At 72.8% G+C, this 25,922-nt stretch carries 19 protein-coding genes; 8 read left to right on the forward strand and 11 right to left on the reverse strand.

Annotated features, from left to right (window positions below; all coding sequences use genetic code 11):
• Window positions 1–202 precede the first annotated feature (202 nt).
• Window positions 203–775: an Rv3235 family protein gene (locus AR3_RS02530; protein ID WP_067907692.1), complete on the forward strand. Its 573-nt coding sequence runs from the start codon at window positions 203–205 to the stop codon at window positions 773–775.
• Between the two features lie 806 nt (window positions 776–1,581).
• Here AR3_RS02530 and secA read toward each other — a convergent pair.
• Window positions 1,582–4,479, reverse strand: coding sequence for a preprotein translocase subunit SecA (gene secA, locus AR3_RS02535; RefSeq protein ID WP_067907695.1), 2,898 nt, complete (start codon window positions 4,477–4,479; stop codon window positions 1,582–1,584).
• 182 nt (window positions 4,480–4,661) lie between these two features.
• Between secA and AR3_RS02540 the strand changes: the two genes are divergently transcribed.
• Window positions 4,662–5,012, forward strand: coding sequence for an HGxxPAAW family protein (locus AR3_RS02540; protein ID WP_067907698.1), 351 nt, complete (start codon window positions 4,662–4,664; stop codon window positions 5,010–5,012).
• A 105-nt stretch (window positions 5,013–5,117) separates the two neighbouring features.
• Here AR3_RS02540 and AR3_RS02545 read toward each other — a convergent pair whose 3' ends face one another.
• From AR3_RS02545 to mtrA, 7 genes are all read right to left on the reverse strand, one after another.
• Entirely contained in the window at window positions 5,118–6,296 is a 1,179-nt protein-coding gene (locus AR3_RS02545; RefSeq protein ID WP_227022932.1) for a winged helix-turn-helix domain-containing protein, read from the reverse strand.
• 1,330 nt (window positions 6,297–7,626) lie between these two features.
• The gene (locus AR3_RS02550) at window positions 7,627–8,379 is read right to left on the reverse strand and encodes a response regulator (RefSeq protein WP_432705402.1); all 753 of its coding nucleotides are present in this window, start codon (window positions 8,377–8,379) and stop codon (window positions 7,627–7,629) included.
• Between the two features lie 234 nt (window positions 8,380–8,613).
• Window positions 8,614–9,276: a ribosome hibernation-promoting factor, HPF/YfiA family gene (hpf, locus tag AR3_RS02555; protein WP_067907703.1), complete on the reverse strand. Its 663-nt coding sequence runs from the start codon at window positions 9,274–9,276 to the stop codon at window positions 8,614–8,616.
• Between the two features lie 1,007 nt (window positions 9,277–10,283).
• Window positions 10,284–10,961: a ComF family protein gene (locus tag AR3_RS02560; protein WP_067907706.1), complete on the reverse strand. Its 678-nt coding sequence runs from the start codon at window positions 10,959–10,961 to the stop codon at window positions 10,284–10,286.
• Between the two features lie 59 nt (window positions 10,962–11,020).
• Window positions 11,021–12,811 (reverse strand): LpqB family beta-propeller domain-containing protein, encoded by a 1,791-nt coding sequence (locus AR3_RS02565; protein ID WP_227022931.1) that lies wholly within the window; start codon window positions 12,809–12,811, stop codon window positions 11,021–11,023.
• Between the two features lie 29 nt (window positions 12,812–12,840).
• Window positions 12,841–14,463 carry an MtrAB system histidine kinase MtrB gene (gene mtrB, locus AR3_RS02570; protein ID WP_067907709.1) on the reverse strand — a complete coding sequence of 541 codons (1,623 nt, stop codon included), beginning with the start codon at window positions 14,461–14,463 and terminating at the stop codon, window positions 12,841–12,843.
• Window positions 14,464–14,618: 155 nt separating this feature from the next.
• Window positions 14,619–15,296 (reverse strand): MtrAB system response regulator MtrA, encoded by a 678-nt coding sequence (gene mtrA, locus AR3_RS02575; protein ID WP_067907712.1) that lies wholly within the window; start codon window positions 15,294–15,296, stop codon window positions 14,619–14,621.
• Between the two features lie 680 nt (window positions 15,297–15,976).
• Here mtrA and AR3_RS02580 point away from each other — a divergent pair.
• The 5 genes from AR3_RS02580 to AR3_RS02600 all read left to right on the forward strand — a co-directional run bounded on the left by AR3_RS02580 (window position 15,977) and on the right by AR3_RS02600 (window position 21,599).
• A complete protein-coding gene (locus AR3_RS02580) occupies window positions 15,977–17,095 on the forward strand; it encodes a hypothetical protein (protein WP_067907715.1) in 1,119 nt (372 codons plus the stop codon).
• Entirely contained in the window at window positions 17,092–17,877 is a 786-nt protein-coding gene (locus tag AR3_RS02585; protein WP_083950867.1) for a DUF4129 domain-containing protein, read from the forward strand. Before AR3_RS02580 ends, AR3_RS02585 begins: the two co-directional genes overlap by 4 nt.
• On the forward strand, window positions 17,874–19,169 hold the full coding sequence (locus AR3_RS02590) for a DUF4350 domain-containing protein (RefSeq protein ID WP_227022930.1): 1,296 nt from the start codon (window positions 17,874–17,876) through the stop codon (window positions 19,167–19,169). The genes AR3_RS02585 and AR3_RS02590 overlap by 4 nt, the downstream gene beginning before the upstream one ends.
• Window positions 19,166–20,167 (forward strand): AAA family ATPase, encoded by a 1,002-nt coding sequence (locus AR3_RS02595; RefSeq protein WP_067907718.1) that lies wholly within the window; start codon window positions 19,166–19,168, stop codon window positions 20,165–20,167. Before AR3_RS02590 ends, AR3_RS02595 begins: the two co-directional genes overlap by 4 nt.
• A 136-nt stretch (window positions 20,168–20,303) precedes the next feature.
• On the forward strand, window positions 20,304–21,599 hold the full coding sequence (locus AR3_RS02600) for a DUF58 domain-containing protein (RefSeq protein ID WP_067907721.1): 1,296 nt from the start codon (window positions 20,304–20,306) through the stop codon (window positions 21,597–21,599).
• A gap of 95 nt (window positions 21,600–21,694) precedes the next feature.
• Here the strand turns inward: AR3_RS02600 and AR3_RS02605 are convergent, their stop codons facing one another.
• Window positions 21,695–22,690, reverse strand: a complete 996-nt coding sequence (locus AR3_RS02605; RefSeq protein WP_067907724.1) for a stage II sporulation protein M — start codon at window positions 22,688–22,690, stop codon at window positions 21,695–21,697.
• A gap of 82 nt (window positions 22,691–22,772) precedes the next feature.
• On the opposite strand from AR3_RS02605, the gene AR3_RS02610 reads away from it, so the two are divergent.
• Entirely contained in the window at window positions 22,773–23,924 is a 1,152-nt protein-coding gene (locus AR3_RS02610; RefSeq protein ID WP_083950868.1) for an RDD family protein, read from the forward strand.
• An 80-nt stretch (window positions 23,925–24,004) separates the two neighbouring features.
• On the opposite strand, the gene AR3_RS02615 is transcribed toward AR3_RS02610, so the two are convergent.
• Both AR3_RS02615 and ahcY read right to left on the reverse strand, forming a co-directional pair.
• Window positions 24,005–24,607: a hypothetical protein gene (locus AR3_RS02615; RefSeq protein WP_067907727.1), complete on the reverse strand. Its 603-nt coding sequence runs from the start codon at window positions 24,605–24,607 to the stop codon at window positions 24,005–24,007.
• Window positions 24,608–24,641: 34 nt separating this feature from the next.
• A complete protein-coding gene (gene ahcY / locus AR3_RS02620) occupies window positions 24,642–25,898 on the reverse strand; it encodes an adenosylhomocysteinase (protein WP_067907730.1) in 1,257 nt (418 codons plus the stop codon).
• Between the last annotated feature and the right edge of the window lie 24 nt (window positions 25,899–25,922).

Here is a 25,922-nt window from a genome sequence, read left to right on the forward strand (position 1 = left end):
GCGGGCGTGACGCCCGCCGCCGCGGTTTTTCTGTTCACGGGCAGGTGCTCGCCCTCGCTCCCGCATGGCCCGTGTTCGCCGCACCCCCGCATTCGTTACGCGGGTCGACCGGAAGTGGCCACCACGTATCAAACGGGCCGTCTCCGGCTCCTTGTAGTCGGCGCCCTTTTGCGTCCCGGCGCCCTGACACGAGGAGACCACCATGCGCGAGCAGTCCCGGCAGTTCCACCCCACCGACGGCGCCCTCGCCCTCCGTCCGACCCCCTCCACACCCGGTCCGCGCCCCGTCCGCGCCGTCGCCTCCCCGTCCCGCACCCGCGGTCAGGCCCCGCTCCACGTGGCCGGACGTCCGCCGCAGGAAGACCTCCGCGGCGCGGCCGCCGCGATCGTCCACCTGGTCACCGAGGTCCTCGCGGGGACGCGCACCCTGCGGCACCTGTCCCGGCGGGCCGCTCCGGAGGTCTGCCACGGCCTGGCCGCCCATGCGCTCCCGCTCGCCTCCGGCGCACGGACCGCCCCGCCGCGGGTCCTGACGACCTGGCTCCAGGAACCGGCCCCGGGCGTCGCCGAGACAGGCGCCGTCGTCATCGTGGCCGGACGCGTCCAGGCCCTCGCCGTCCGCCTGGAACGCCACCGAGGCCGCTGGCGATGCACCGCAGTGGAGACCACCGCACCGCCACGCGACCGCGCAGGTCGCCCGGCCCAGCCGCGACCTCCGCACGGCCGCCCACGGCGATCACCGCAGCCGAGACCGCCCCGCAGCCGCAGCGCCTGACCGTGCTACCTCAGGGCTGACCAGCCACTAGAGCGGCGGGTGCGGCCAGCACGGCCGCACCCGCCGCGACCGGCCACCACCAATCGGTGGTCGGCGTGCACGTAACGAACCGGCCGGGCGTGGCCCCACAGAGCGCACCACAAAGCGCTCAGCGGACACGCCCGGCCACGGCACGACCGCGGCTCACTGCCCAGGTGCCGCAGAAGCGACTCCCAGCCGACCCATACATCACACCCAAGCGCCAACAAGGCCCTCATGGCGGCAATCACACCGGGGGACGATTGCGGCACAGCAAGCATGACCGCCGACCACGACGGGACGCCCGCCAGACGGCGATCAGCGCACCTCCGTCCACGCAGCGGAGCGGCCGGGCGTGTCACCGCAGAGTGCCCCTCAGCGCACTCAGGGGACACGCCCGGCCACACCCCAGATCAAACGCCCAGCGACTCCCCACCCAGAGCGACGCAAGACCAGCACCTAGAGCTCAGCCACCCGCGCACCACGGCCGAGCACCGGCGGGCCGCTCCCCCGCCGGCCGCACATAGCCGCATCGCTTGATCGCCACCTGCGCCACCGCGTTCCGGGCAACGCGCCCAGCAGTTCTTCGCCTCCTGCCGGATCACCGTCCAGCGCGTGCCGGCCGACAACGGCCCGTGCCACCGCTCACGGCTATGGCACCACCCCCTGGCCGCCGCCGACATCGCCCACCAGCGTCATTTCGGCGGGTCAGCGTGCGGCATGGGGGCCGGAAACGGGGAGCGGCCCCCAGGGCTGGTGCCTTGGGGGCCGCTGTCAGGTCGTGCGGGTCACTTGTTGCGCGGGTCGCCGTGGCAGCGCTTGAACTTCTTGCCCGAGCCGCACGGGCACGGGTCGTTGCGGCCCACGCCCTCGTACGGGTCCTTGACCTCTTCGCTGTGGTGCTCCACACCGCCCTCGCCGTCGACGGTGGGCGCGGAGTAGTCCAGCTTCTTGGGACGCTGCGGCTGCTCCAGCCCCTTGGCGCGGATGGTGGGAGTCTCGTGCTCGCCCTCGCCCTTCTCGGACGAAGCGGCCTTCTCCTCCTCCGCCGAAGCCCCGCCCGCGGCGGCCTCCTCCGCGGCGGCGCCGTCCGGGGCCGTCTTGGACACCTCGACCGGGGCGGTGCCGACCTTGGGAGTCTGCGGCTGGTCCTCGATCTCGACCTCGAGGTTGAACAGGTAGCCGACCGACTCCTCCTTGATGCCGTCGAGCATCGCGTTGAACATGTCGTAGCCCTCCCGCTGGTACTCCACCAGCGGGTCGCGCTGCGCCATGGCCCGCAGGCCGATGCCCTCCTGCAGGTAGTCCATCTCGTACAGGTGCTCGCGCCACTTGCGGTCGAGCACCGACAGCACGACGCGCCGCTCCAGCTCGCGCATGACCTCCGAGCCGAGCTCCTCCTCGCGCCGGTCGTAGGCGGCCTGGGCGTCCTTGCGGACCCGCTCGGCCAGCGTCTCGGCGTCCAGGTTGGAGATGTCGCCGCCGACCTCCTCGATCAGGTCCTCGACGCTGAACGAGATCGGGTACAGCTGCTTGAACGCCTTCCACAGCTTGTCGAGGTCCCACTCCTCGGCGAAGCCCTCGGCGGTGGCGCCCGCCACGTACCCGTCGACGACCTCGTCGATCATCTTGCGGACCTGCTCGTCCAGGTCGGCGCCCTCGAGGACCTTGCGGCGCTCGGCGTAGATGACCTGGCGCTGCCGGTTGAGCACCTCGTCGTACTTCAAGACGTTCTTGCGCATCTCGAAGTTCTGCTGCTCGACCTGGCCCTGCGCCGACTTGATCGCGTTGGTGACGATCTTGGACTCGATCGGCACGTCGTCCGGGATGTTGAGGCGCGTCATGATCGCCTCGACCCGGGCGGAGTTGAACAGCCGCATCAGGTCGTCCTCCAGCGACAGGTAGAACCGGGACTCGCCCGGGTCGCCCTGCCGGCCGGACCGGCCGCGCAGCTGGTTGTCGATGCGCCGCGACTCGTGCCGCTCGGTGCCCAGCACGTACAGGCCGCCCAGTTTGACGACCTCCTCGTGCTCGCCCTTGACGGCCTCCTTGGCCTTCTCCAGCGCCTCCGGCCAGGCCGCCTCGTACTCCTCGGGCGTCTCCAGCGGCGACAGGCCGCGCTGGTGCAGCTCCAGGTCGGCGCGGAAGTCGGGGTTGCCGCCGAGCATGATGTCGGTGCCGCGACCGGCCATGTTGGTGGCCACGGTGACGGCGCCCTTGCGGCCCGCCTCGGCGACGATCGCCGACTCCTTCTCGTGGTGCTTGGCGTTCAGCACCTGGTGCGGGATGCCGCGCCGCTTGAGCATCTTCGACAGCCGCTCGGACTTCTCCACGGACGTGGTGCCGACCAGGACCGGCTGGCCCTTGGCGTGCCGCTCGGCGATGTCCTCCACGACCGCCTCGAACTTGGCCTGCTCGGTCTTGTAGACCACGTCAGGCATGTCCTTGCGGATCATCGGCTTGTTGGTCGGGATCGGCACGACCCCGATCTTGTAGGTCTTGTTGAACTCGGCCGCCTCGGTCATGGCGGTACCGGTCATGCCGGCCAGCTTGTCGTACAGCCGGAAGTAGTTCTGCAGCGTGATCGTGGCGAGCGTCTGGTTCTCGTCCTTGATCGGCACACCCTCCTTGGCCTCGATGGCCTGGTGGATGCCCTCGTTGTAGCGCCGGCCGTGCAGGATGCGGCCGGTGAACTCGTCCACGATCAGGACCTCGCCGTTCATCACGACGTAGTCCTTGTCGCGCTTGAACAGCTCCTTGGCCTTCAGCGCGTTGTTGAGGAAGCTGACCAGCGGCGTGTTCTCCGGCGCGTAGAGGTTGTCGATGCCGAGCCAGTCCTCGACCTTCTCCACGCCGGACTCGGTGATGCCGACCGTGCGCTTCTTCTCGTTGACCTCGTAGTCGCCGGGGCCGTACTTGTCGACCTCGCCGGGGATCGGCTCGGCGCGCTTGAGCCGCGGGACGAGCTTGGCGAACTCCACGTACCACTTGGAGTTCTGCTCGGCCGGACCCGAAATGATCAGCGGGGTCCGGGCCTCGTCGATCAGGATCGAGTCGACCTCGTCCACGATCGCGAAGTTGTGGCCGCGCTGGACGCACTCGTCCAGGCTCCAGGCCATGTTGTCGCGCAGATAGTCGAAGCCGAACTCGTTGTTGGTGCCGTAGGTGATGTCGGCGTTGTAGGCGGCGCGCCGCTCCTCGGTCGACATCTGCGGCAGGATCACGCCGACCTCGAGGCCGAGGAACTGGTGCACGCGCCCCATCCACTCGGCGTCGCGCTTGGCCAGGTAGTCGTTGACCGTGACGATGTGCACGCCCTTGCCGGACAGCGCGTTCAGGTACGCCGGCAGGACCGCGGTGAGCGTCTTGCCCTCACCGGTCTTCATCTCGGCGATGTTGCCGAGGTGGAGCGCGGCGCCGCCCATGATCTGCACGTCGAAGTGCCGCTGGCCCAGCACGCGGCGGGCGGCCTCGCGAGCGGTGGCGAACGCCTCGGGCAGCAGGTCGTCCAGAGTTTCGCCGTCGGCGAGCCGCTCCCGGTACTTGTCGGTCAGCTCGCGCAGCTCGGCGTCGCTCATCTCCAGGAAGTCTTCTTCGATGGAGTTGACCTGATCCGCGAGCTTCTTGAGCTTGCGCAGGGTTTTTCCTTCGCCCGCACGAAGGATCTTGTCGATGACCGGTGGCACTCAAGGCTCCTTGCAGATCGCGGGTCACCGCCGCTCGGCGGTACGCACACCACACGTACGATGCCATCGTAGGCGAGTCTCAGGATGGTCTAGGTCACTGCGCGGCGCAATCCAGGACGCGCGCCGTTTGACCTTTCCGTCCCCGAGGAAGGTCTTAGGCCATACCCGAGGGGAGGCGTTCGATGACCGAAGAACGGCCGCACGAAGGACATGGCTCGCACGCCGGACGGCCCGGCTCGTGGGCGGCCGTCGGCATCATGATCAGCGGTTTCGTGGTCGGCGGCGTCGCCCTGTGCGCGGGCCCGGCCTGGGTGGCGTTCTGGGTCGGCGTGGGGATCGTGGTGATCGGTTTCATCGTCGGCGGGATGGTGCACATCTTCTCCGACGTGGTGGTGGACGCGCCGCGGGTGATTCCGGAGATCGTCGACTACTCCGTCTTCGGCACCCGCACCGACAAGCGCCGCGGCGGCCCCTCCGGCGAGACGATCGACAAGCCCATCCGCACCGACAGCCAGAGCACCCCCCACGGCTGATCGTCCACGCGGGAGGCCCCTGCGGACGGCGGTGCGGCCGGACGAGGACACGAACGTAAAATTTCACGGCCCTTTCACGGGACGGCCCCTGATCGCCGCTGAGACCTAACGCGCCAACTCGGTGTTGACGGGGGCGAGAAGCTCCGCCGGAGTCATCCGCTCGACGCGGACGGCGTCGCAGCCGACCCACTCGGCGGCGCTCCTCAGCGCCGCGCACAACGCGGCGACGGACGACTCCGTGCGTCCGGCCGTGCGCGTCGCCCACGGTTCCAGCGACGCCTGACGCGCCACCAGGGTCGTGCCCTCGCGAGCCGGGTCGACGCGGCCGATGAGCCGTCCCCCGGCCAGCAGGGGCATGGCGAAGTAGCCGTGCACGCGCTTGGCCTTGGGCACGTACGCCTCCAGCCGGTGGTCGAACCCGAACACGCGGGACGTGCGGGCACGGTCCCAGACCAGCGAGTCGAACGGGGACAGCAGCGTCGTGACGTGCCGTCCGCGCGGCGGGACGGCGAGCGCCTCGGGATCGGCCCAGGCCCCGTTCCGCCATCCCGCCACGCGCACCGGCACCAGCCCGGACGCCTCGACCACGGCGTCGACCTGCTCGGCCTTGATCCGGAAGTAGTCGGCGAGGTCCGCGCGGGTCGCCACGCCCAAGGCCTGGCCGGCGTGCCGGACCAGGCGGGTCAGGCACGTCTCGTCGTCCGGCTCCTCGGCCAGCAGCTCGGCCGGGACGGCGCGCTCCGCCAGGTCGTACACGCGCCGCCAGCCGATCCGCCGCACGCACACGACCTCGCCGATGTCCAGCAGCCACTCGATGGCGATCTTGTGGTCGCTCCACTGCCACCAGTCCGCCCCGGCCTTGGCGCCGCCCAGCTCCTTCGTGGTGAGCGGCCCGTCGACGCGCAGCCGCTTGAGGATGTCGTCGCACACCCCCTCGGGGACTTTGTGCCAACGCAACCCGCGGCGGCGGAACTCGCGGCGCCGGAAGGCGAAGAACGGCCATTCCGTCATCGGCAGCACGGACGCCGCGTGCGCCCAGTACTCGAACCCGGTGCCGCCGCTCCAGTACGCCTTCTCGACCGCCGTCCTGCCGACCGGACCGAGACGCGCGTACGGCACCAGCTCGTGCGAACGGGCGAGCACGGAGATCGTGTCCAGCTGGACGGCCTTCAGCCGCTGCAGAACACCGGGCACGCCGCCCCGCCGGCCGTCCGCCCCGAGCAGCCCTTGCGCGCGCAGCTGCAGCCGCCGCGCCTCGTCCGCGCTGAGTTCTATGTCCGTCACCCCGGCGATGTTAGGTCACGACACCGACAAAACACGATAGCCGGTGACACCTCCATCGCACCCCGATCCCCACAACCCCGCGATCACGGCACCCCGGCCCAGCCCCCGACGCCATCCCACCACGTCACAGCGAACTCGCCCGTCGTCGCACGCGTGCCGCCGCGAACAGCATGGGATACCTGTCGCATTCACCCGCACCAGCAGTGGCGGACGGGCCTGAGCTGATGCGGGTACCGCCGCGCACTCCGTCCCACGTTCCGCCTCTCCTGACCCCGGCCAAGAGCTCCATCGCGGACCACGAACCAAGTGCCGGGCAAGCGGTTCGATCCGGCTCGATACGGGCGTAGACACGGGCCCACAGCCCGGCCGTCTCCACCAGCCCGGCGGCGCGATGTGAGAGTCGCGGTGATTGCCGTGGGGAGCCCGGGTGGTGCGCGGGCTACAGCGGAAGTGCGGCGGTAGAGGCGGAGTGCAGGCAGAGGTTGCCGACTCCGGGATCAGTTCATGGCGGAACTTGCAGTGGGAGCACAGGTGAAGGCGGGAGGGCACCAAGGTAAGGCGGAGCGCGCAAGCGGACCGGCTCGGAAGGCGGCGGCATGACCCGCGACGTCCTCGTGGCATGACCAGGGGCAAGCCGCAGGGGTGGAATGTGGCGGCACCCGTATCAGCCCAGCGCCCCCTCCGCCACTGCTGGCGCGGGTGAATGCGGCGGGTCCCCCAGACTGCGTGCGTGACGGGGTCCGGCCGGGTGGCGGGCCGAGGTGGGTGATGGCTTCGTGCTGCGTTCGCCGGAGTTCTGCCCTGGTGCCGCCGGGGGTCACGGAAGCGGTGACGGAGGAGCCGCTGCGGCTGGAGCCCTCGACGTCGATCGTCAAGCGCTGCGCAACCCGGGACCGCAGAGATCCGTTTCTGGGTGGGTGACGTTCGGGTGGAGGCGGTGGGCGGCCTGGCGGGAGTGGAGTGGCGGAGGGGGCTGGGCTGATGAGGCATGACCGCCTGGTCGGGTGAGGTCAGTTCATGGAGTGTGGGGGCGCACCCGGGGCGGGAACCGGGGCGCCCACGGCTCGGACACAGGTTGGAAGCAGGCGTGGCTTCGGGTGCTTGAGGAGGGTTGGCGGCATGCCAAGGTGGGCTGCGCCGCCCGTGCTGTCCGCCGCGAGAGTCGTGTGGGCGACGTGTCCCACTGCGGTGTGAGGCGAGGCCCCGATGCGGCTCACGGTCGACGCGAGGCGCGGGGGCGGCTGTCGGGACCGGTCGGGGCGGCCGCGTCTCGAGGGTGGTGCCGGGGCCGGTCCCGCGGGCTCGTCCAGGACGGCCGCAAAGACGTCGGTCAGGTGATCTCCAGAAGCTTCTCCCGGACCGCGTAGACGACCGCTTCCATGCGGGAGTGCAGCTGCAGCTTCTCCAGGATGTTGCGGACGTGGTTCTTGACGGTGTTCTCCGAGATGAACAGCTCGCGGGCGATCTCCCGGTTGCCCAGGCCGCGGGCCACCAGCCGCAGGACCTCCATCTCGCGTTCGGTGAGCTTGGGCGCGGGCACCTGCTGCTGGCGCTCCTCGCTGCGCTTGGCCAGCGCCGCGAACTCGGTGATCAGCTTCGACGCCATCGAGGGGCTGATCAGCGACTGGCCGCCGTGCACCGCGCGGACCGCCTGCGGGACCTCGTCGATGGAGATCTCCTTGAGCAGGTAACCGGTGGCGCCGGCCTTGATCGCCTCGAAGAGGTCCTCCTCCTCGTCGCTGATGGTCAGCATCACGATCTTCGCGCTGGGCGCCGCGTCCTTGATCGCCGTGCACGCCTCGATGCCGCTGCGGCGGGGCATGCGGATGTCCATCAGGACGACGTCCGGGAGGAGATCGCCGGCCATCTCGACCGCCTCGTGGCCGTCCGCGCCCTCGCCGATGACCTCGATGTCGGGCTCGCTCTGCAGCACCATCTCCAGGCCGCGGCGGAACAACGCGTGGTCGTCCACGATGAGCACGCGGATGGGGTCGGAGGAGGTCTCCGCGCCACCCTTGCCGTTGCCGCCCGCGACCTGACGGGGCACCGCGGCGGCGCCGCGAGCCTCGGGATTCTCGCTCACCTGAGTCGCGGCGTGGAGGAGAACGCCGCTTCCCCCCTTCGCTGTCCGTGATCTGGTCTTCCGGAGGGTTCCGCGGAGCGGTGGCCTCGGGCGACGCGGCACGAGGCGCGAGCCGCGCGCCGCGGGCGCGCGCACGCGCCCCGCCGCCCCGGACCACCGCGTCCGCGGCTTGCCGAATTTACGCCTTTCTAGATCATGACATGACCCGGCCGGTGACGTGCCGCAAGTGTCGCATCACTCTTCGACAAGGCGGATGACTCCGTAGTTCCAGCCGCGCCGCCGGTAGACCACGGAGGGATGGCCGGTGGCCTTGTCGCGGAAAAGGTAAAAGTCGTGACCCACCAGCTCCATCTCGAACAGGGCCTGCTCGACGCCCATCGGCTCGGCCTTGTGGAACTTCTCGCGGACGACGACCGGGCCGTCGCCCTCCATGGGGATCGGGACGAGGTTCTCCTCGGGCTCGGCGGAGGACTCCGAACGCGTCTCCCCTTCGGCGGCGGGGGCGTCGGAACCGGACGCGGCGGGCGCCTCGCTCAAGGGGGGCTCGGGGAGCGGCTCCATCGTGGCCAGCTTGGCCGGGGACCGGCTGCCGTGATGCACCTTGCGCCGGTCGCACTGCCGACGCAGCCGGTTCTCCAGCTTGTCCAGCGCCAGATCGAGGGCCTCGTAGCGGCCCTCGGCCGCGGCCTCGGCACGGATCACCGGACCTCGCGACCGGATCGTGAGCTCGACCCGCTCGCGCTGGTCCGCCAGCCGCGGGTTGCGCTCCTGAGAGACCTCCACGTCCACGCGGATGACCTTGTGGTTCAGCCGCTCGATCTTTGCCAGTTTTCCGTCGACGTGCCGCCGGAACCGGTCGTCGACATCGGTATGACGGCCCCTGACGGTGATGTTCACGCGGGACCCCCCTTCTCCCGGATGACGGAGTCGCGTTGTCGGGGTCGCACCCGCCCGGCCGACCTGGTCTTCGTCCCCACATCCGCCTGCTGAGGGTCTCGCAGCGCTCTCGCCACTACTCCCCTTCTCCCTGCTCGGGGGATGTCCGATCCCCCGACGGGGCAGGACTTACCTCTAAGGCGCACCGTGATCGGTCGACGAGAAGTCGCCTTACGTGGGCCGTTTCGCCTGCGCCTGGCATCGGCTAGCCGGACTGGCGGACATGCTCGCGACGAGCACCGCAGTCCGACGCAACCACGGACCCGGGCGGGTGCCATGTCAGGAACGCTAATCGGTAACGCCACGAATGTCAGGGGGGTGACGAGAGGAAATACTCACAGTGCGTCATCACGGAACCTCCTTCCGGTGCGCGCGCTCACCCTCGGGGGCCGCCCGCGCCCCGCGGACCGCCGCGCCCGCGGGGACTCGAGCATGATCAAGACCTCGCAGGTCAGGGCGACCTCCCGAGACGGTGAGACTTCGACGACCGCCTTCTCATCGCGATACGGGGGGCGACCCCGGCGTCGCGATCGACCCGGCTCCCAGCGGTGACCCGGGTCATTCATGGTTACGCTCGGCAACGACCTACGGGTTCAGTCGTCCGCATGAACAATCTCACCTCTCTTCCCGGTGACCTTCGTAGGCGATCGCGTCGCCGCTGGTCCGAGCGCCGCCAGCACAGCGCTGGGCCTCTGCCGACCGCTTCCGGACGCACCCGAACGCTCCCTTCCTGCCGTTCCGCCCCCTGACGGCCGCACCGATAAACTCGCCGCTTTCGCCCTCAAAGGCACCCTGCCGTTCGTCCTCAGAAACGCGCCGAACGTCCTCTGTGAGAAGACGGTCCAGGACGCCGCTGCCAAGCCGCCACACCCCCGCGGTGCCGGTGTTGGCGGTGGCAGGCGATTTGGGCGACGCGTCGGGCTGTGCGCGGGGCAGGGGCGTGGATTCCTCGGGCTCTTGGGGGTGGATCAAGGTGGGTGGTGGCGAGGGGTGGCGGCTACGGTGGCGGCGGCGATGACGGTGGCGCCTGCTTCGGTCAGGGCGCGGGTGGCCTCCGCCAGGGTGGCGCCGGTGGTGACGACGTCGTCCACGACGACGAGGCGTCGGCCGGGAAGCGGTCGCCTGGCCGTCAGCGCGTTCTCGAGGTTGGCGGCGCGTTGGGCGGCTGTGAGGCCGGCCTGGTCGGCCACCCGGCGGCGGTGCCGCAAGGCGTCCACGCGGACGGCCGCCATCCCAGTAGTGCGCAGCTCCCGGACGGCGGCGTCGGTCATGCGCCGCGTCGGGTCGTGACCCCGGCGCCGGACGGCGGACCGTGCCGACGGCACTGGAACGAGGGCGACGGGCGGGTCCCTCGGGGCGCCCGGATGCTCGGCCAGGGCGGCGCGCACGGCGCGGGCCAGGGCGGCGCCGAGGGGGCGCGCCAGTGCCGTTCTGCCGTGCTCCTTGTGGGCGACGAGCATCGCTTGGACGGGGCCCTCATAGACCGTGACCGCCCACGGGCACGGCGCGCCCGAGGAGCGCCCCACGCGGCGGGCGGGGGTCTCCAGCCGGGACGCGCAGCGTCGGCACAACAGTCCGGCCGCCAGGCCGCAGCCCGCGCAGGTCTCCGCCAGAACCAGGTTGATCAGGTCGTTGAGCAGCCGCATGCCTCAACGCTGCCCGGCGGCGCGTCCCGACCGCCAGGGTGCGGAGAGATTGTGGATAACTACTGGGCGTAGGTCGGGTCGCTGCCCGGGATGGCGCAGACCCATTCGCTGAACTGGTCGCGGTAGGAGCGCTGACGGCACACGCGCCTCTGGTGGGACGAGCGGGTCCCGACGAGAACCGGGCTCTTGGGGGCCGCGGCGATCGTCTGGGGCAGGCCCAGGGCGCCGACGCCGAGGGAGCTGATGGCGCCGCCGCTCACCGGGACGAGGTAGGGCAGCGGTTGCGAGTCGGACTTGGCGCGTCCGAGGACGGCCAGCGTGCCGTAGTCGCGCCAGGCGAGGTCGATGGCGTCCTGAAGCTCGGAGCTGACCGGGAGGAACGAGCCGACCTCGACGCCTCCGTCCGGGCGGTGGACGATGCGGCCGATGTGGACCTGGGCGCGGCGGTCCATCTTCACGATGGCGGCCACGCGGACGCCGTCGCGGGCCACGCGCAGGGCGAGCACCTGGCGCCCGCCCAGCCCCCAGTGGGCGGCGCGCACGGGGGCCCGGCCGCGCGGCCGCACCCACAAGGTGGAGCCGTCCTTCGTGCTCTCCACCGTCCACAGCATGCCGTTGCGGTCGAAGGACGGGGCGGTGAAGCGGGCCTTCGGGTCGCGGCGCGTCAGGATGGGCCGGATGTCGGTGGACCCGGCGACGAGGGTCCCGACCAAGACCTCGCCCGAGTCGGGGCTGAGCCCGGCGACCTCCTGGTGGTCGGGGGCGACGGCGGGATGGACGAGGCGTCCGGCGGTGCCGGTGACGATGGGCTGCGGCACATCGCCGGCGAGCCGGCTCAGATGGCCCGCGGCGCCGATGAGGTAGGCGCTCTGCGGGACGGAGCCTTGCTCGGACGACTCGCCGTCGGGGGCGTTGCCCGCCCACGCGCGGACGGACTGGACGGAGCCGACGCCCTCGGGCGTGACCGTCTCGCCCTCGATCTGCAGTTTGAAGTGCTTGACCTCCGACAGCTGCCGCAGCGTCCAGCTGAGCTGCGCGGACATGCGTTCGAGGCTGCCGGAGCGGGCCTGGCCGGTCAGGTCGACGACGGCGACGTCCTTGCTGATCGTGACGCCGCCGCGCAGCCGGGTGCCGGGCGGGAACGCGCTGCGGACGGCGGGCGCCAGCCACGAGGTGGGGCCGACGAGCAGGGCCTGGACGAGCCGGGTGGGCAGGTCCTGCCGGTTGGCCAGCGGCAGGAACACGGCGTTGGGCACCAGGGTCCGCCCGTCCGGGCCGAAGTAGTAGAGGTTGACGGTCCGGAAGGCGCGTTCCACGTCGGCCTTGGTGAGCAGCAGGCCGCCCCGCACCTCGGTCGGCAGTTCGGTGATGCGCCACACGCCCTGCGGGGTCTTCGCCAGCTGGAAGGTGACCTCGAGGTGCTTGGGGTCGGCGGTGTACTGGCCGTCCGGTCCGATGGTGCCGAGCTGGTCGCCCTCCACCCGGACGGTGGCCTGCGCGCCGCTCTCCTTGACGAGGACGGGCTCGTCGCGGTCCTGGAACACGGCCACGGCGGGGCGCAGGCCGGGCCGCCACCCGGCGGACGGGGAGACGTACTCGCGCGCCACCTTCTGGTCGTCGTCGAAGCTCGCCGAGGCGGACAGGAACCCGGACACGATCTGCGCCGGGCCCCACTCGGGGCGAGGCCGCACCGGCACCAGCCGCACGTACGAGTCGTCGACCTGTTCGGACCGGTCGGCCGGCTGGCCGGACACGACGCGGCCGCCGGTCGGCACGGTGGCGCAGCCCGCGGTCATCAGCAGCGTCACGGCCGCGGCGAGCACGGCGCGCACCCGGGCCGTTCCGATCACCCGTCGGCCCCTCCCGTCGGGACGTCCGGTCACTCCCCCGCCTCCAGTTCGGCGAAGACGGCGCGCGAGTCGCGGACGCCGGGCGGGACGAGCGGCAGCGGGGATCCGCGCAGCTCGGCGCCCGCCACGCGCGGCAGCGACAGCCGGAACTGGGAGCCCTTGCCGGGCTCGCCCCACGCCTGCAGCCAGCCGCCGTGCAGCTGGGCGTCCTCCTTGGAGATCGCCAGGCCGAGCCCGGTGCCGCCGGTGGTGCGGGCGCGGGCGGGGTCGGCGCGCCAGAACCGGTCGAACACCATCTGGCTCTCGCCGGGCTTGAGGCCCACGCCGTGGTCGCGCACCGCCACGGCGACCGCGTCGCGGTCGGCGGCGACGGTCACGACGATGTCCTCGCCCTCGCCGTGCTCGACGGCGTTGACCAGCAGGTTGCGCAGGATGCGTTCGACGCGCCGGCGGTCCACCTCGGCCATGCACGGCTCGCCGGGCAGCTGCAGGACGACCTTGCTGCCGGTGCGCTCGGCCAGGCCCTGGATGTCGCCGACGGCGCGCAGCACCAGGTCGCGCATGTCGAGCGACTCGGCGTCCAGGGTGGCGGCGCCCGCGTCGTAGCGGCTGATCTCCAGCAGGTCGGTGAGCAGCGACTCGAAGCGTTCGAGCTGGCTCTGCAGCAGTTCGGCGGAGCGCGCGACGGCCGGGTCGAAGGTGTCGCGGTGCTCGTAGATCATGTCGGCGGCGATGCGGATGGTGGTCAGCGGGGTGCGCAGCTCGTGCGAGACGTCCGACACGAACTGCCGCTGCACCTGCGACAGGTTCTCCAGCTCGCCGATCTTCTCCTGCAGGTTGGCGGCCATCTCGTTGAACGAGGTGGCCAGGCGCGCCAGGTCGTCCTCGCCGCGCACCCGCATGCGCTCCTCGAGCCGTCCGGCGGCCAGCCGCTGCGCGCCCTGCGCCGCGAGCCGCACCGGGATGACGACCTGCCGCGTGACCAGCGAGGCGATGGCGGCGAGCAGCAGCACCAGCACGGCGCCGACCGCGAGCAGCGACCACGCCACCCGGGTGAGGGTGCGCTCTTCCTGGGTGAGCGGGAACAGGTAGTACAGCTCGAACTGCCCGGTCTTCCCGCCGACGATGAGACCGGGTTCGCGGTCGCGGCCGATATAGGACAGCTTGCCGAAGGTGTAGACGCGCGCCCCGGACGGCCCGCGGCGCAGCTCCTCGCGCAGCCGCTGCGGGACGCTCTCCTGACGCAGCTCGTTGGTGGCGAAGCCGTCGTAGTAGGGGTTCTTCGCGTCGCGGATGTAGATCTCGTAGAGTCCGGACGGTCCGCTGCGGGCCTTGAGGGCGTTGACGACGCTGTCCAGCCGCCCGTCGTCGTCGGAGGAGGGGCCGCCCAGGTCCCGCTGCACCCTGCCCAGGCCCTCGTCGAGCTGCAGCATCGCCGCCTTGATCTTGCTTTCCATGAGGGCGGCGGAGATCTGCTGCTGCAGGAACGCGCCGAGGATCGCCACCACGACCGCCGAGATCACCAGCGTGGAGGTGACCACCCGGACCTGGATGGAGCGGCGCCAGCGGGTGTAGGCCCGTCCGACCGCGCGGCGCAGGACCCGCCGCGACGCCCGCAGTCCGCGCCGCGCGATCCGCTTCGCCGCGTTCATCGCCGCACCCCTCCCCCGAGGGCGCACGGCGTCCTCCCCCGCGACGCGCACGCGACCGCAGGGTCGGGGCGGTTCCATGGCCGGGGGGTGGGCGGGGCCTCGACCGTCACGGGGGGACTGCTCATCGGGTCGTCGTCGCCGTCACACGGATCGGATCACGCGGGACCGGCCTTGTAGCCGACGCCGCGCACCGTCACGACGATCTCCGGGTGCTCCGGATCCTTCTCGATCTTGGCGCGCAGCCGCTGGACGTGCACGTTGACCAGCCGGGTGTCGGCGGCGTGCCGGTAGCCCCACACCTGCTCCAGCAGCACCTCGCGGGTGAACACCTGGCGCGGCTTGCGGGCCAGCGCCACCAGCAGGTCGAACTCCAGGGGGGTCAGCGGGATGGTCTTGTCGCCGCGCTTGACCGAGTGCCCGGCCACGTCGATGGTGATGTCGCCGATCTGCAGGGTCTCGGGCGCCGGCTCGTCGGTGCGGCGCAGCCGGGCGCGCACCCGGGCGACCAGCTCCTTGGGCTTGAAGGGTTTGACGATGTAGTCGTCGGCACCGGACTCCAGGCCGAGCACCACGTCGACCGTGTCGCTCTTGGCCGTCAGCATGACGATCGGGACCCCGGACTCGGCGCGGATCTGGCGGCACACGTCGATGCCGTCGGCGCCGGGCAGCATCAGGTCGAGCAGCACCAGGTCGGGCCGGGTCTCCCGGAACGCCTCCAGCGCCTTGTCGCCGTCGTGGACGAAGGATGGCTCGAAACCCTCGCCCCTGAGCACGATGCCGAGCATCTCGGCGAGAGCGAGGTCGTCGTCGACGACCAGTACACGTCCTCTCATGGCCCTCATCGTCGCAAAATCGGGGTTCGGTGGGATACGGCAAGCGCGTCGCGCACGTGATCGACGCCCCCGTCGCGCCCCGGACGGCGGACCGGCCCCACCTCGCCAGGGAGACAAATGCCTTGGCAGGCAAGGTTACCTGCGTTTGCCTCGTCCATGACCCCTCCCGACCGGCGATGGGGCGGCGTGCACCCGGCCGCGTCCGAAGAAACGGATTCTAGACACGGGTGCGCCGCCCAACCCGTGGCGCGTCCGATAGCGGCCGTTCGGTTCCATCGTCGAAGTAGCGTCAAGAGGAGGCAATCACTGAGCCTTGCCCGTGACAGGATGGCCGGACGGGCCGTCAAGCGGGCGGGCGTCGCGAATCGGGCATACGGAACGGGGCTACGGACGGGGAGTTGAGAATGTCGGTACCGAACGGCTGGGCTGCTCCGGGCGACCGAGAGACCCCGGCCGCGCCCGCGCCTTCCGCCCCCACGTCTGCTTCCCCATCGGAGGCTTTGTCCCTTCCTGCCCCGGACGCCGCTTCCGCACCCGCGTCTCAGCCCGCGGCCGCCGCTTTGAAGACGCCCTTGGCGGACGCAGATCTCCTCGGGGGCGACATCCCATTCCGGCCGCTGTCCATTTCGGAGATGCTGGACGGGGCCATCGCCTGTATACGGCGACATCCACGGGCGACTTTGGGGCTGTCCATCGCCGTCTCCACCGTCATCCAGGTGACGGGGTCGCTGCTGGCGTACTACTTCATCGGCCCCGAGGCCCGTGAGGAGCTCACGCCCAGCATCCTCATCCGCACCGTGGGGACGCAGTTCGTCCTGGGCGCCATCGGGCTGGTGCTGTCGGCGTACGGGATCCTGCTGCTGGCCGGGTTGCTCGCGCCGCTGTTGGGACGCGGGCTGCTGGGGATGCCGACCTCGCTGCGGCGGGCGTGGCGGGACGCGCGGCCCCGGATGGCGCGGCTGGCCGGCGTCGCCGCGGTGATCATGACGTGCTCGCTCGCCGCGCTGGCGCTGCCGAGCGCGCCGCTGCTGATCCTGGTCGCCGTCGAGGGGCCCGTCCCGGCGATCATCATCGCCGGGATGCTCGGGATCCCGCTCGGCCTGGCCGCGATGACGTGGGTGTACGTGCTGCTGGTGCTGGCCGCGCCCGCGGTGGTGATGGAGCGGGAGAGCGTCGGCGGCGCGCTGCGGCGGGCCCGCGCGCTGTCGCGCGCCCGCTGGTGGCGCACCTGCGGCACGCTGCTGCTCGCCCTGATGATCACGGTGTTCATGGGGCTGCTGGCACTGCGCGTGCCGTTCCTGTTCGTGCAGGTGATCGTGTTCGGCGACGCGGAGGGCACCGGCGCGACGGCCGGGGCGCTGGCGGTCGACACGCTGGGACGCATCGTGAGCTGGTCGGTGGTGCTGCCGTTCGACGCCGGCGTCATCGCGTTGCTGTACGTCGACCGGCGGATGCGCCGCGAGGGCTTCGACCTCGACCTGCGGACCCGTGCGCGCCCCGCCGCCCAGGGCGGCGCCCCCGCCGCGTCCGCCCCCGCGGACGGCCGCGCGGACGAGGTGGCTTCGGACGACGGCTTCTTCGACCTGTGGCGGCCGGATCCGATCGTCGCGCGAGCGCGGCCGTCGCGGCCCCCGAAGCCGCCTGTGTACATTCCCCTGCCGCCGCCCGTACCGCCGCCGCAGCCGCCACCGCAGTTCCAGCCCTATCTGCAGCCGCCGCAGGCTCAGCCGCCGGCCCCGCCCGGCCCGCCTGCGCCGCAGGCGCCGCAGCAGCCGCCGCAGACCTGGACGTCGACATGATCATCGACAGGATCGCCGCCGTGCTCACCGCCCTGACCACCGATCCGATCGGCCGGGAGGAGGCCCGCGAGCTGGCCCGCCGCGAGCTGGAGAAGCCGATCTACCACCGGGACCAGCCGTCCTTGCTGGAGCGGCTGCTGGTGCGGATCTTCGAGTGGCTGCGGGACCTGCTCGACCGGTCGCCGAACCCGACCGTGCCGCACAGCGTCGGCTGGATCTCCTGGATCGTGATCCTGCTGCTCGTGGCGGTGGCGATCGGCCTGGTCGCGTGGCTGATGCGCAGCCGCCGCAACACCCGCGGCTCCCGGCGGGCGCTGCTGGACGACACGCCGTCCACCCCGCAGAGCCATCGCGAGCGCGCCGAGGAGCACGCGGCGGCCGGACGCTGGGCGGAGGCGATCCGCGAGCGGCTGCGCGCCATCGCGCGCGATCTGGAGGAGCGGGCGGTGCTCGGGCCGCGTCCGGGCCGCACCGCCGACGAGCTGGCGGCCGAGGCGGGCCGGGCGCTGCCGGACGTGGCGGCGCGGCTGCGGACGGGCGTGCGGATCTTCGACGACGTCTGGTACGGCGGGCGGCCCGGCACCCCGGAGGGGTACGCGCAGCTGCGCGACCTGGACGAGCGGATCCGCGCCGCCAAACCGCGCCCGCTGGGCGAGACGGGCGGCTCCTCCGAGGAGAGCGCGCAGCCCGGTCTCCCCGTGCCGGCCATGCTCTCCACGAACTCCGAGCTCTCCACGGACTCTGAGCTCTCCACGGACTCCGACGGCGGTGATCGCCGGTGACGTCGACGTTGACTCCCGACGCTCCCGACGCGCCGCCGTCGTCCGGCGGCGGCGCGGAGCCGACCGCGGGGCAGGTCGCCCGGCGTCGCTGGCGGGCCTCGCGGGGCGTCCTCGCGGTCGTGCTGGCCGTCGTCGCGGTCGCGGTGATCCTGGCGGTGCTGCGTCCCGGCGCCGCCGAACAGGACCTCGACCCGCAGTCACCGGGCCGGGGCGGCACCCGCGCGCTCGCCGAGATCCTGCGGCAGCGGGGCACGCCCGTGGCGGTGTCGCGCAGCGCCGCGGACGCGGCCGAACGGGCCACCGCCGGATCCGTCACGGTCGTCACCTGGTCGGGACGGCTCACGCGGGCCGACATCGACCGGCTGCGGAGCATCCGGGGCGACCTGCTGCTCGTGGCGCCGACCCGAAGGGTCCTCCACGCGCTGGCGCCCGGCGTCGAGAAGGCGGGCACCAGCTTCGAGAAGACCGACGAGCCCGGCTGCGCGCTGCGGGCGGCCGCCTTGGCGGGGAAGGTGCGGTTCGGCCGCTCCGAGACCTACCTGCCCCCGTCCGGAGCGACGGCGTGCTACCGCGACGAGGGCAAGCCCCGGCTGGTGCAGGTGGCGCTTGACGGCGGAGCCCGCACGGTGACGGTGCTCGGGTCGCCCTTCCCTCTCACCAACGAGTTCCTGGACGACGAGGGCAACGCGGCCCTGGCGATGAACCTGGTCGGGGCCCGCTCCTCCGTGGTGTGGCTCATCCCCGACCTTCCGGAGCCGGGCAGCGGCAGCGGCGACGCGACGTTGGGCGACCTGGTGCCGTTCGGCGTGAAGCTGTTCTTCCTGCAGCTGGTGCTCGCCGTGGCGGCCGTCGCGGTGTGGCGGGCCCGCAGGCTGGGGCCGGTCGTCGCCGAGCCGCTGCCGGTGGTGGTGCGTTCGGCGGAGACCGTGGAGGGCCGCGCCCGCCTCTACCGCGCCCACCGCGCCCGCGGCCGCGCCGCCGACGCCCTGCGCGCCGGGGCGCGCGAACGCCTCGTCCCGCTGCTCGGGCTGCCGCGCAGCGCGGCCCAGGACCCGAACGCCGCCCAGGAGGTCGTCGCCGCGGTGGCCGAGCGGGTGCGCGCGGCCGGGGCGGGGGCGCCGCCCGGGGCGGCCCCGACGGGGACGTTCCGCACCGGCCCGGACGGCCGCCTGCTCTACGACGAGGCGACCATCGGCGCGGCCCTGTACGGTCCTGAACCGGCGGACGACGCCGGACTCGTGTGGCTGTCCGACGTTCTCGACGACCTGGAAAGGCAGGTACGGCAATCGTGAACCACCCGGCACCGCTCGCCAAGGACGGCGCGCCCGGCGTCGGCCCCGCTCAGGCCCAGCAGGCCCGGCAGGCTCTGACCGCGCTGCGCGGCGAGGTGGCCAAGACCGTCGTGGGCCAGGACTCGGTGGTGACCGGTCTGGTCATCGCGCTGCTGTGCCGGGGCCACGTGCTGCTGGAGGGCGTGCCCGGCACCGCCAAGACGCTGCTGGTCAAGACGCTCGCGCACGCCCTGGACCTGGACTTCAAGCGCGTCCAGTTCACCCCGGACCTGATGCCCGGCGACGTGACCGGCTCGCTGATCTACGACAACCGGACCGCGGAGTTCGAGTTCCGCGAGGGCCCGGTGTTCACCAACCTGCTGCTCGCCGACGAGATCAACCGCACGCCGCCCAAGACGCAGGCGTCGCTGCTGGAGGCGATGGAGGAGCGGCAGGTGTCCGTGGAGGGCGCGGCGCGCGCGCTGCCCGACCCGTTCGTGGTGTGCGCCACCCAGAACCCCCTCGAGTACGAGGGCACCTACCCGCTGCCGGAGGCCCAGCTCGACCGGTTCCTGCTGAAGCTGACCGTGCCGGTGCCGTCCCGCGACGAGGAGATCGCGATGCTGGAGCGGCACGCGGCAGGGTTCGACCCGCGCGACCTGTCGCAGGTGCAGGCGGTCGCCACGGCGTCCGACCTGGCCGCGGGGCGCGCCGCCGTCAACGCGGTGCGCCTGGACTCCAAGGTCGCCGCGTACGTCGTCGACCTGTGCCGCGCCACCCGCCAGTCGCCGTCCCTGCAGCTGGGCGTGTCCCCTCGGGGCGCGACCGCGCTGCTGGCCACCTCCCGCGCCTGGGCGTGGCTGTCCGGCCGCGACTACGTCACGCCCGACGACGTGAAGGCGCTGGCCCGCCCCACCCTGCGCCACCGCGTCCAGCTGCGTCCCGAGGCCGAGCTGGAGGGCGCGACCGCCGACGGCGTGCTCGACGGCATCCTCGCCCACGTCCCGGCTCCGCGCTGATCCGGCACGGCATCGTGGCGACCGGGGAGCACGTGATGAGCGAGCCGATGGGACGCGGCGCCGCCCGGGCGGCGGAGCCCGCGGCGCGGGAAGGCGGTGCGCGCAGGGCGTCCCGGGGGCGTGCGGGGGTCATGGCATGGCGGTGACGGGACGGCTGGGGCTGCTGGCGCTGATCGGGGCGGTCGTGCCGATCGTCCTGCCGAGCTGGTGGACGCTGGCGGGCCTGTGGGGCGTGCTGCTGGCCGGCGTCGCGGTCGACCTGGCGCTCGCCGGGAACGTGCGGGCGCTGCGGCTGCACCGCGAGGGCGACGCCAGCGTGCGGCTCGGCGAGACGGCGCGGGTGTCGCTGATCGTGGAGAACACCGGACGCCGCCGGGTGAAGGGCCGGCTGCGCGACGTGTGGCCGCCGAGCGCGGGCGCCGCCGGACCCCGCGCGGTGCGGCTGGACGTCCCGGCCGGGGAGCGCCGCCGCATCGAGACGACGCTCGTGCCGACCCGGCGCGGCGACCGGCAGGCGGTGACCGTGGCGATCCGCTCGTCGGGCCCGCTGGGACTGGCCGCCCGGCAGCTGTCGCGCCGCGCGCCGTGGACGGTGCGGGTGCTGCCGGCGTTCCCGTCCCGCCGCCACCTGCCCGCCAAGCTCGCCAAGCTGCGGGAGCTGACCGGGCAGCACGTGGCGCAGATCCGCGGCCAGGGCACCGAGTTCGACTCGCTGCGCGAGTACGTGGACGGCGACGACGTGCGCTCCATCGACTGGCGGGCCACGGCGCGCCGCCGCGAGGTGGTGGTGCGCACCTGGCGTCCCGAGCGCGACCGCCGCATCTACCTGGTGCTCGACACCGGCCGCACGTCCGCCGGACGCGTCGGCGACATCCCCCGCCTGGACTGCTCGATGGACGCCGCGCTGCTGCTGGGCGCACTGGCCTCCCGCGCGGGCGACCGCGTCGACCTGCTCGCCTACGACCGGCGGGTGCGGGCGCGGGTGGAGGGGGCGTCCCGGACCGACCTGCTGCCGGCGATGGTCCGCGCGATGGCCCCGCTGGAGCCCGAGCTGATCGAATCCGACGCCGCCGGGATGGTGTCCACCCTGATGGCGCGGGTGCGGCAGCGCTGCCTGGTGGTGCTGCTCACCGAGCTGAACCCCGCCGCGCTCGAGGAGGGCCTGCTGCCGGTGCTGCCGCGGCTCACCGCCCGCCACCTGGTCATGGTGGCCGCCGTCGCGGACCCGCGCGTCGGCGAGATGGCCGCCGCCCGCGGCGACCTGGCCGCCGTCTACGACGCCGCGGCCGCCGAGCGCGCCCGCGCCGACCGCCGCCGCCTCACCGCCGAGCTGCGCCGGTACGGCGTCGAGGTCGTCGACGCGCCGCCCGACGAGATCGCGCCCGCCCTCGCCGACGCGTACCTGGCCCTCAAGGCCGCCGGCCGTCTCTGACCGGCACCGGCGCGGCGGACGCCCCGGAACGGGCGGCCGGAACGGGTGGCGCGGCCGCGCCCGCACGTGGCGCCGCGGTTTCGGCGGCGCCACGCTCAGGCGGACACGGGGGCGGTGTCGGGGCGCAGGTCGGCGTCGCCCTGATCGCCCTGGCGGACGGCGCGGCGGCCGAGGACGATCACGTACGCCAGGAAGGCCGCCTCCGCGACGACGCCGATGCCGATGCGCAGCCAGGTGATGTGCACCCAGCCCGTCACGAAGCCCTCGATGAGCCCGGACACCAGCAGCACCCCGACCAGGCCGATCGCGATCGCCACGCACGACCGGCCCTCCTCGGCCAGGGCCTGGCCGCGCCGCCGGGGGCCCGGGTCGATGATCGTCCAGCCGAGTTTGAGGCCGGCCGCGCAGGCCAGGTAGACGGCGGTCAGCTCCAGCAGGCCGTGCGGCAGGATCAGGCCGAAGAAGATGTCGCCCTTGCCGTGGGCGAACATCAGCCCGCCGGTCAGTCCGAGGTTGAGCTGGTTGACGGCCAGCACGTAGACCGTGGGGACGCCCAGCAGGATCCCGCTGATCAGCGCCGTCGCCGAGACCCAGGCGTTGTTGATCCACACCTGGAAGGCGAACGAGGCCGCCGAGTGCTCGACGTAGTAGTTGGCGAAGTCGTGCTCGACCAGCTCGCGGATCTCGTGGGGGGTGGCGATCGCGGCCTGCACATCGGGGCTGCGCGCCACCCAGATCCCCAGCGCCAGGGCCAGCAGGTTGCCCAGCAGGGCGTTGCCGAGCCACCACCACTTCAGCCGGTAGGCGACGGCGGGGAACGACCGGGCGGCGAAGCGGCCCACGTCGCGCCACAGCGGCGCCTGGGCCCCGCTCACCGCCGCCCGGCCCCGCGCCACCAGCGACGACAGCCGTCCCACCAGCATCGGGTCGGGCGCGCTGGAGCGCACGACGGACAGGTGGGTGGCGGTGCGCTGGTAGAGCTCGACCAGTTCGTCCACCTCGGCGCCGGTGAGCCCGCGGCTCTTGTTGATCAGCTGTTCCAGGCGCTGCCACTCGGCGTTATGGGCGGCCACATAGGCGTCGACGTCCACCCGGCGAGAGTAACGCCTGCCCGGCCACCCGCGCGGAGCGGGCAGAATGGTGGGGCCCTGCCCCCGCGCTGGAGGACCGCCCATGGCCGCTCTCGTCACCGGTGAGGCCGTCGCGCTGGACATCCGGGTGGCGCGGCTGGCCAGCCGGGGCTGCGCGTTCCTGCTGGACCTGTTCTTCCAGGTCACGATCCTCAACGTCGCCCTGAACCTGGTGAGCGTGACCGCGCTGGTGGCCGACGAGGCGTGGACGGCGGGGCTGAGCATCGCGACGACGGCGGGGGTGCTGGTGGGCTACCCCTGCCTCTTCGAGACGCTCAGCCGCGGCCGCACGATCGGCAAGCTGGCGCTGGGGCTGCGCGTGGTGGCCGACGACGGCGGGCCGGTGCGGTTCCGGCAGGCGCTGGTGCGCAGCCTGGCCGCGATCGTGGAGTTCTGGACGCTGGCGGGCGTCCCGGCGCTGCTGACGTCGCTGTGCAACCGGCGCGGCAAGCGCCTGGGGGACCTGTTCGCCGGGACGATCGTCATCCAGGAGCGGGTGCCGCAGGACCCGGTGTTCGGACCGGTCGCCGTGATGCCGCCGCAGCTCGCCGCGTGGGCGCAGCGGCTGGAGCTGTCGCGGCTGCCGGACGGCCTCGCGCTGGCGGCCCGCCAGTACCTGGCGCGGTTCTGGGAGCTGCTGCCCGAGGTGCGGGACGCCCTCGGCGCCCGGATCACCCAGCAGGTGTTCGCGGTGGTGAGCCCGCCGCCTCCGGCGGGGGTGCGGCCCGAGATCGTGCTGTCGGCGGTGCTCGCCGAACGCCGCCGCCGCGACGAGTGGCGGCTCGCCCAGCGCCGCGCCCGCCGCATGCGGACGGCCGTCCCGGCGGCGTCCGTCGTCCCGGCGGGGGAACCGGCGATGGCGCCGGCCGGCCCGCCTCCGGCCGCGGCCGCCCCGCAGGAGCCGCCTCAGCCGCCCCCGTTCAGCCCGCCGCAGCCGGGGCAGCCTCAGTTCCTTGCTCCGGCCGATTACGGCTCCGGGCCCTACCGGCACGTGCTCCAGCAGCAGAACGCCCCTCACGGCCCCGCTTACGGGCCCACACAGCCCTTCCCCATGGCCCCGCCGCACCCGGCGCCCGCGCAGAGCGCACCGCAGGACGCCCCTCAGGCTCCGTATGGCGCTCCGCCGACTGCCCCGCAGACATCTGCGGCGGAAGACGGCCAGGGGTTCCCGCAGGGCGGCCCATCGGCGCGGTGACGGTGCGGGCCGCAAGCGCGTCGTTCAGCGTGGTTCGGGGACGGCGCCGGACCGTCGGTCGGACCGCCCGATAAGCCCGGTCACAGGCCGAGATCACCCAGGTGGGGCGGGGAGTCCAGGTCGGTCAGCTCGACGCCGGGCGCGGCGACCACCACGTCCCCCGCGATGTGGATCTCGTCCGTCTCGCCCGTGGCCAGGTCGACGACCTCGTAGCGCGCGACGGGCAGCGGCTCGGTCTCGGTCTCGTAGGCGGTGATCTCGCCGAGCCGCCACCGCTGCGCGACCGTCAGCGCCGACAGCGCGGGACCGCCCAGCCGCACGAGCCGGACGTCGGCCCGGCCGCCTTCGGCGAGGCGCAGCGACCGCGCGACCGTCACCAGGAACCCCGGCGACTCCCCCAGGAACCCGTGGGCGCGGGCGCCGTGCTCGGCGGCCTCGCCCGCCTCGTCCTCCGAGTGCGCGCCCCGCACCCACGCCACGTCGTATCCGGTGACGCCGCCGCGGATCCACCAGCCGGGGGCCAGCACCTCGACCCGGATCTGCCGCCACCGCGCGTCCACGACCAGGTCCACCCGGCGGCCGTCGGAGCGCTCACCGATGTAGCGCCAGCCGCCCGGGCCCGGGGCGCACTGGAAGCGCTCCTCGACCTTCTCCTCGACGTGCAGGTACGTTCCGCGGGGCACGCCAGAACGCTACCCCGCGCTCGGGAACCCGCGCTCAGGAGCCCAGGCGCCAGGAGTGCAGGTACTCCTCCTGCTCGGGGGTCAGCGCGTCGATCTCGATGGACATGGACGCCAGCTTCAGCCGCGCCACCTCGGTGTCGATCTCCTTGGGCACCTGGTGCACGGCCGCGTCCAGCGAGTCCGCCGCGGCGGCCAGCCACGCGCAGGTCAGCGCCTGGTCGGCGAAGGACATGTCCATGACGGCCGCCGGGTGCCCCTCCGCGGCCGCCAGGTTCACCAGGCGGCCCTCGGCCAGCAGCACCAGCCGGCGCCCGTCGGCCAGCACGTACTCGTCGGCCTGCGGGCGCACCCCGCGGTGCACCTCCACCGCCAGGTCCTGCAGCGCCCGCACGTCGATCTCCACGTCGAAGTGCCCGGAGTTGGCCAGGATCGCCCCGTCCTTCATGACCGCCAGGTGCTCGGCGGCCACCACGTCGCGGTTGCCGGTCGCGGTGATGAACACGTCGCCGTGCTCGGCCGCCCGCGCCATGGGCTGCACCGCGAACCCCTGCAGCGCCGCGTCCAGCGCCTTGACCGGGTCGATCTCGGTGACCACCACGCGCGCGCCGAGGCCGCGGGCCCGCTCGGCCAGGCCGCGTCCGCAGTACCCGAACCCCGCGATCACCACGGTCTTGCCCGCCAGCAGCGTGTTGGTCGCCCGGATGATGCCGTCCAGCGTCGACTGGCCCGTGCCGTAGCGGTTGTCGAACATGTGCTTGGTGTCGGTGTCGTTGACCGCCACCACGGGGAACCGCAGCGCGCCCTCGCGGGCCATCTGGTGCAGCCGGATCACCCCGGTCGTGGTCTGCTCGCAGCCCGCGCGGACGGTGCCGATGAGGTCCGTCCGCTCGGTGTGCAGGGTGTTGACGAGGTCGCAGCCGTCGTCCAGCACCAGGTCCGGGCCGGTCTCGAGCGCCTGGTGGATGTGCCGGTAGTAGCCCTCGCGGTCGATCCCGGCGCGGGCGAACACCTCGGCCCCGTACTCGCGCACCAGGGCGGCCGCGGTGTCGTCCTGCGTGGACAGCGGGTTGGACGCCGCCAGCGCCACGCTCGCCCCGCCGGCCTGCAGGGTGCGGATGAGCCCCGCCGTCTCGGTGGTGACGTGCATGCACGCGGCGATCCGCATCCCCTCCAACGGCCGCTCGGCGGCGAAGCGTTCGCGGATCTGCCGCAGCACCGGCATGGCCCGGTCGGCCCACTCGATCCGCTTGACGCCCTCGTACGCCAGCGACACGTCGGCGATGTCGCTCACCCGCACACCTTCCCTTCGGACCGT

The organism is Actinomadura rubrobrunea NBRC 15275 (genome assembly GCF_001552235.1).
In the GTDB taxonomy this organism is placed as follows: Bacteria; Actinomycetota; Actinomycetes; order Streptosporangiales; family Streptosporangiaceae; genus Spirillospora; species Spirillospora viridilutea.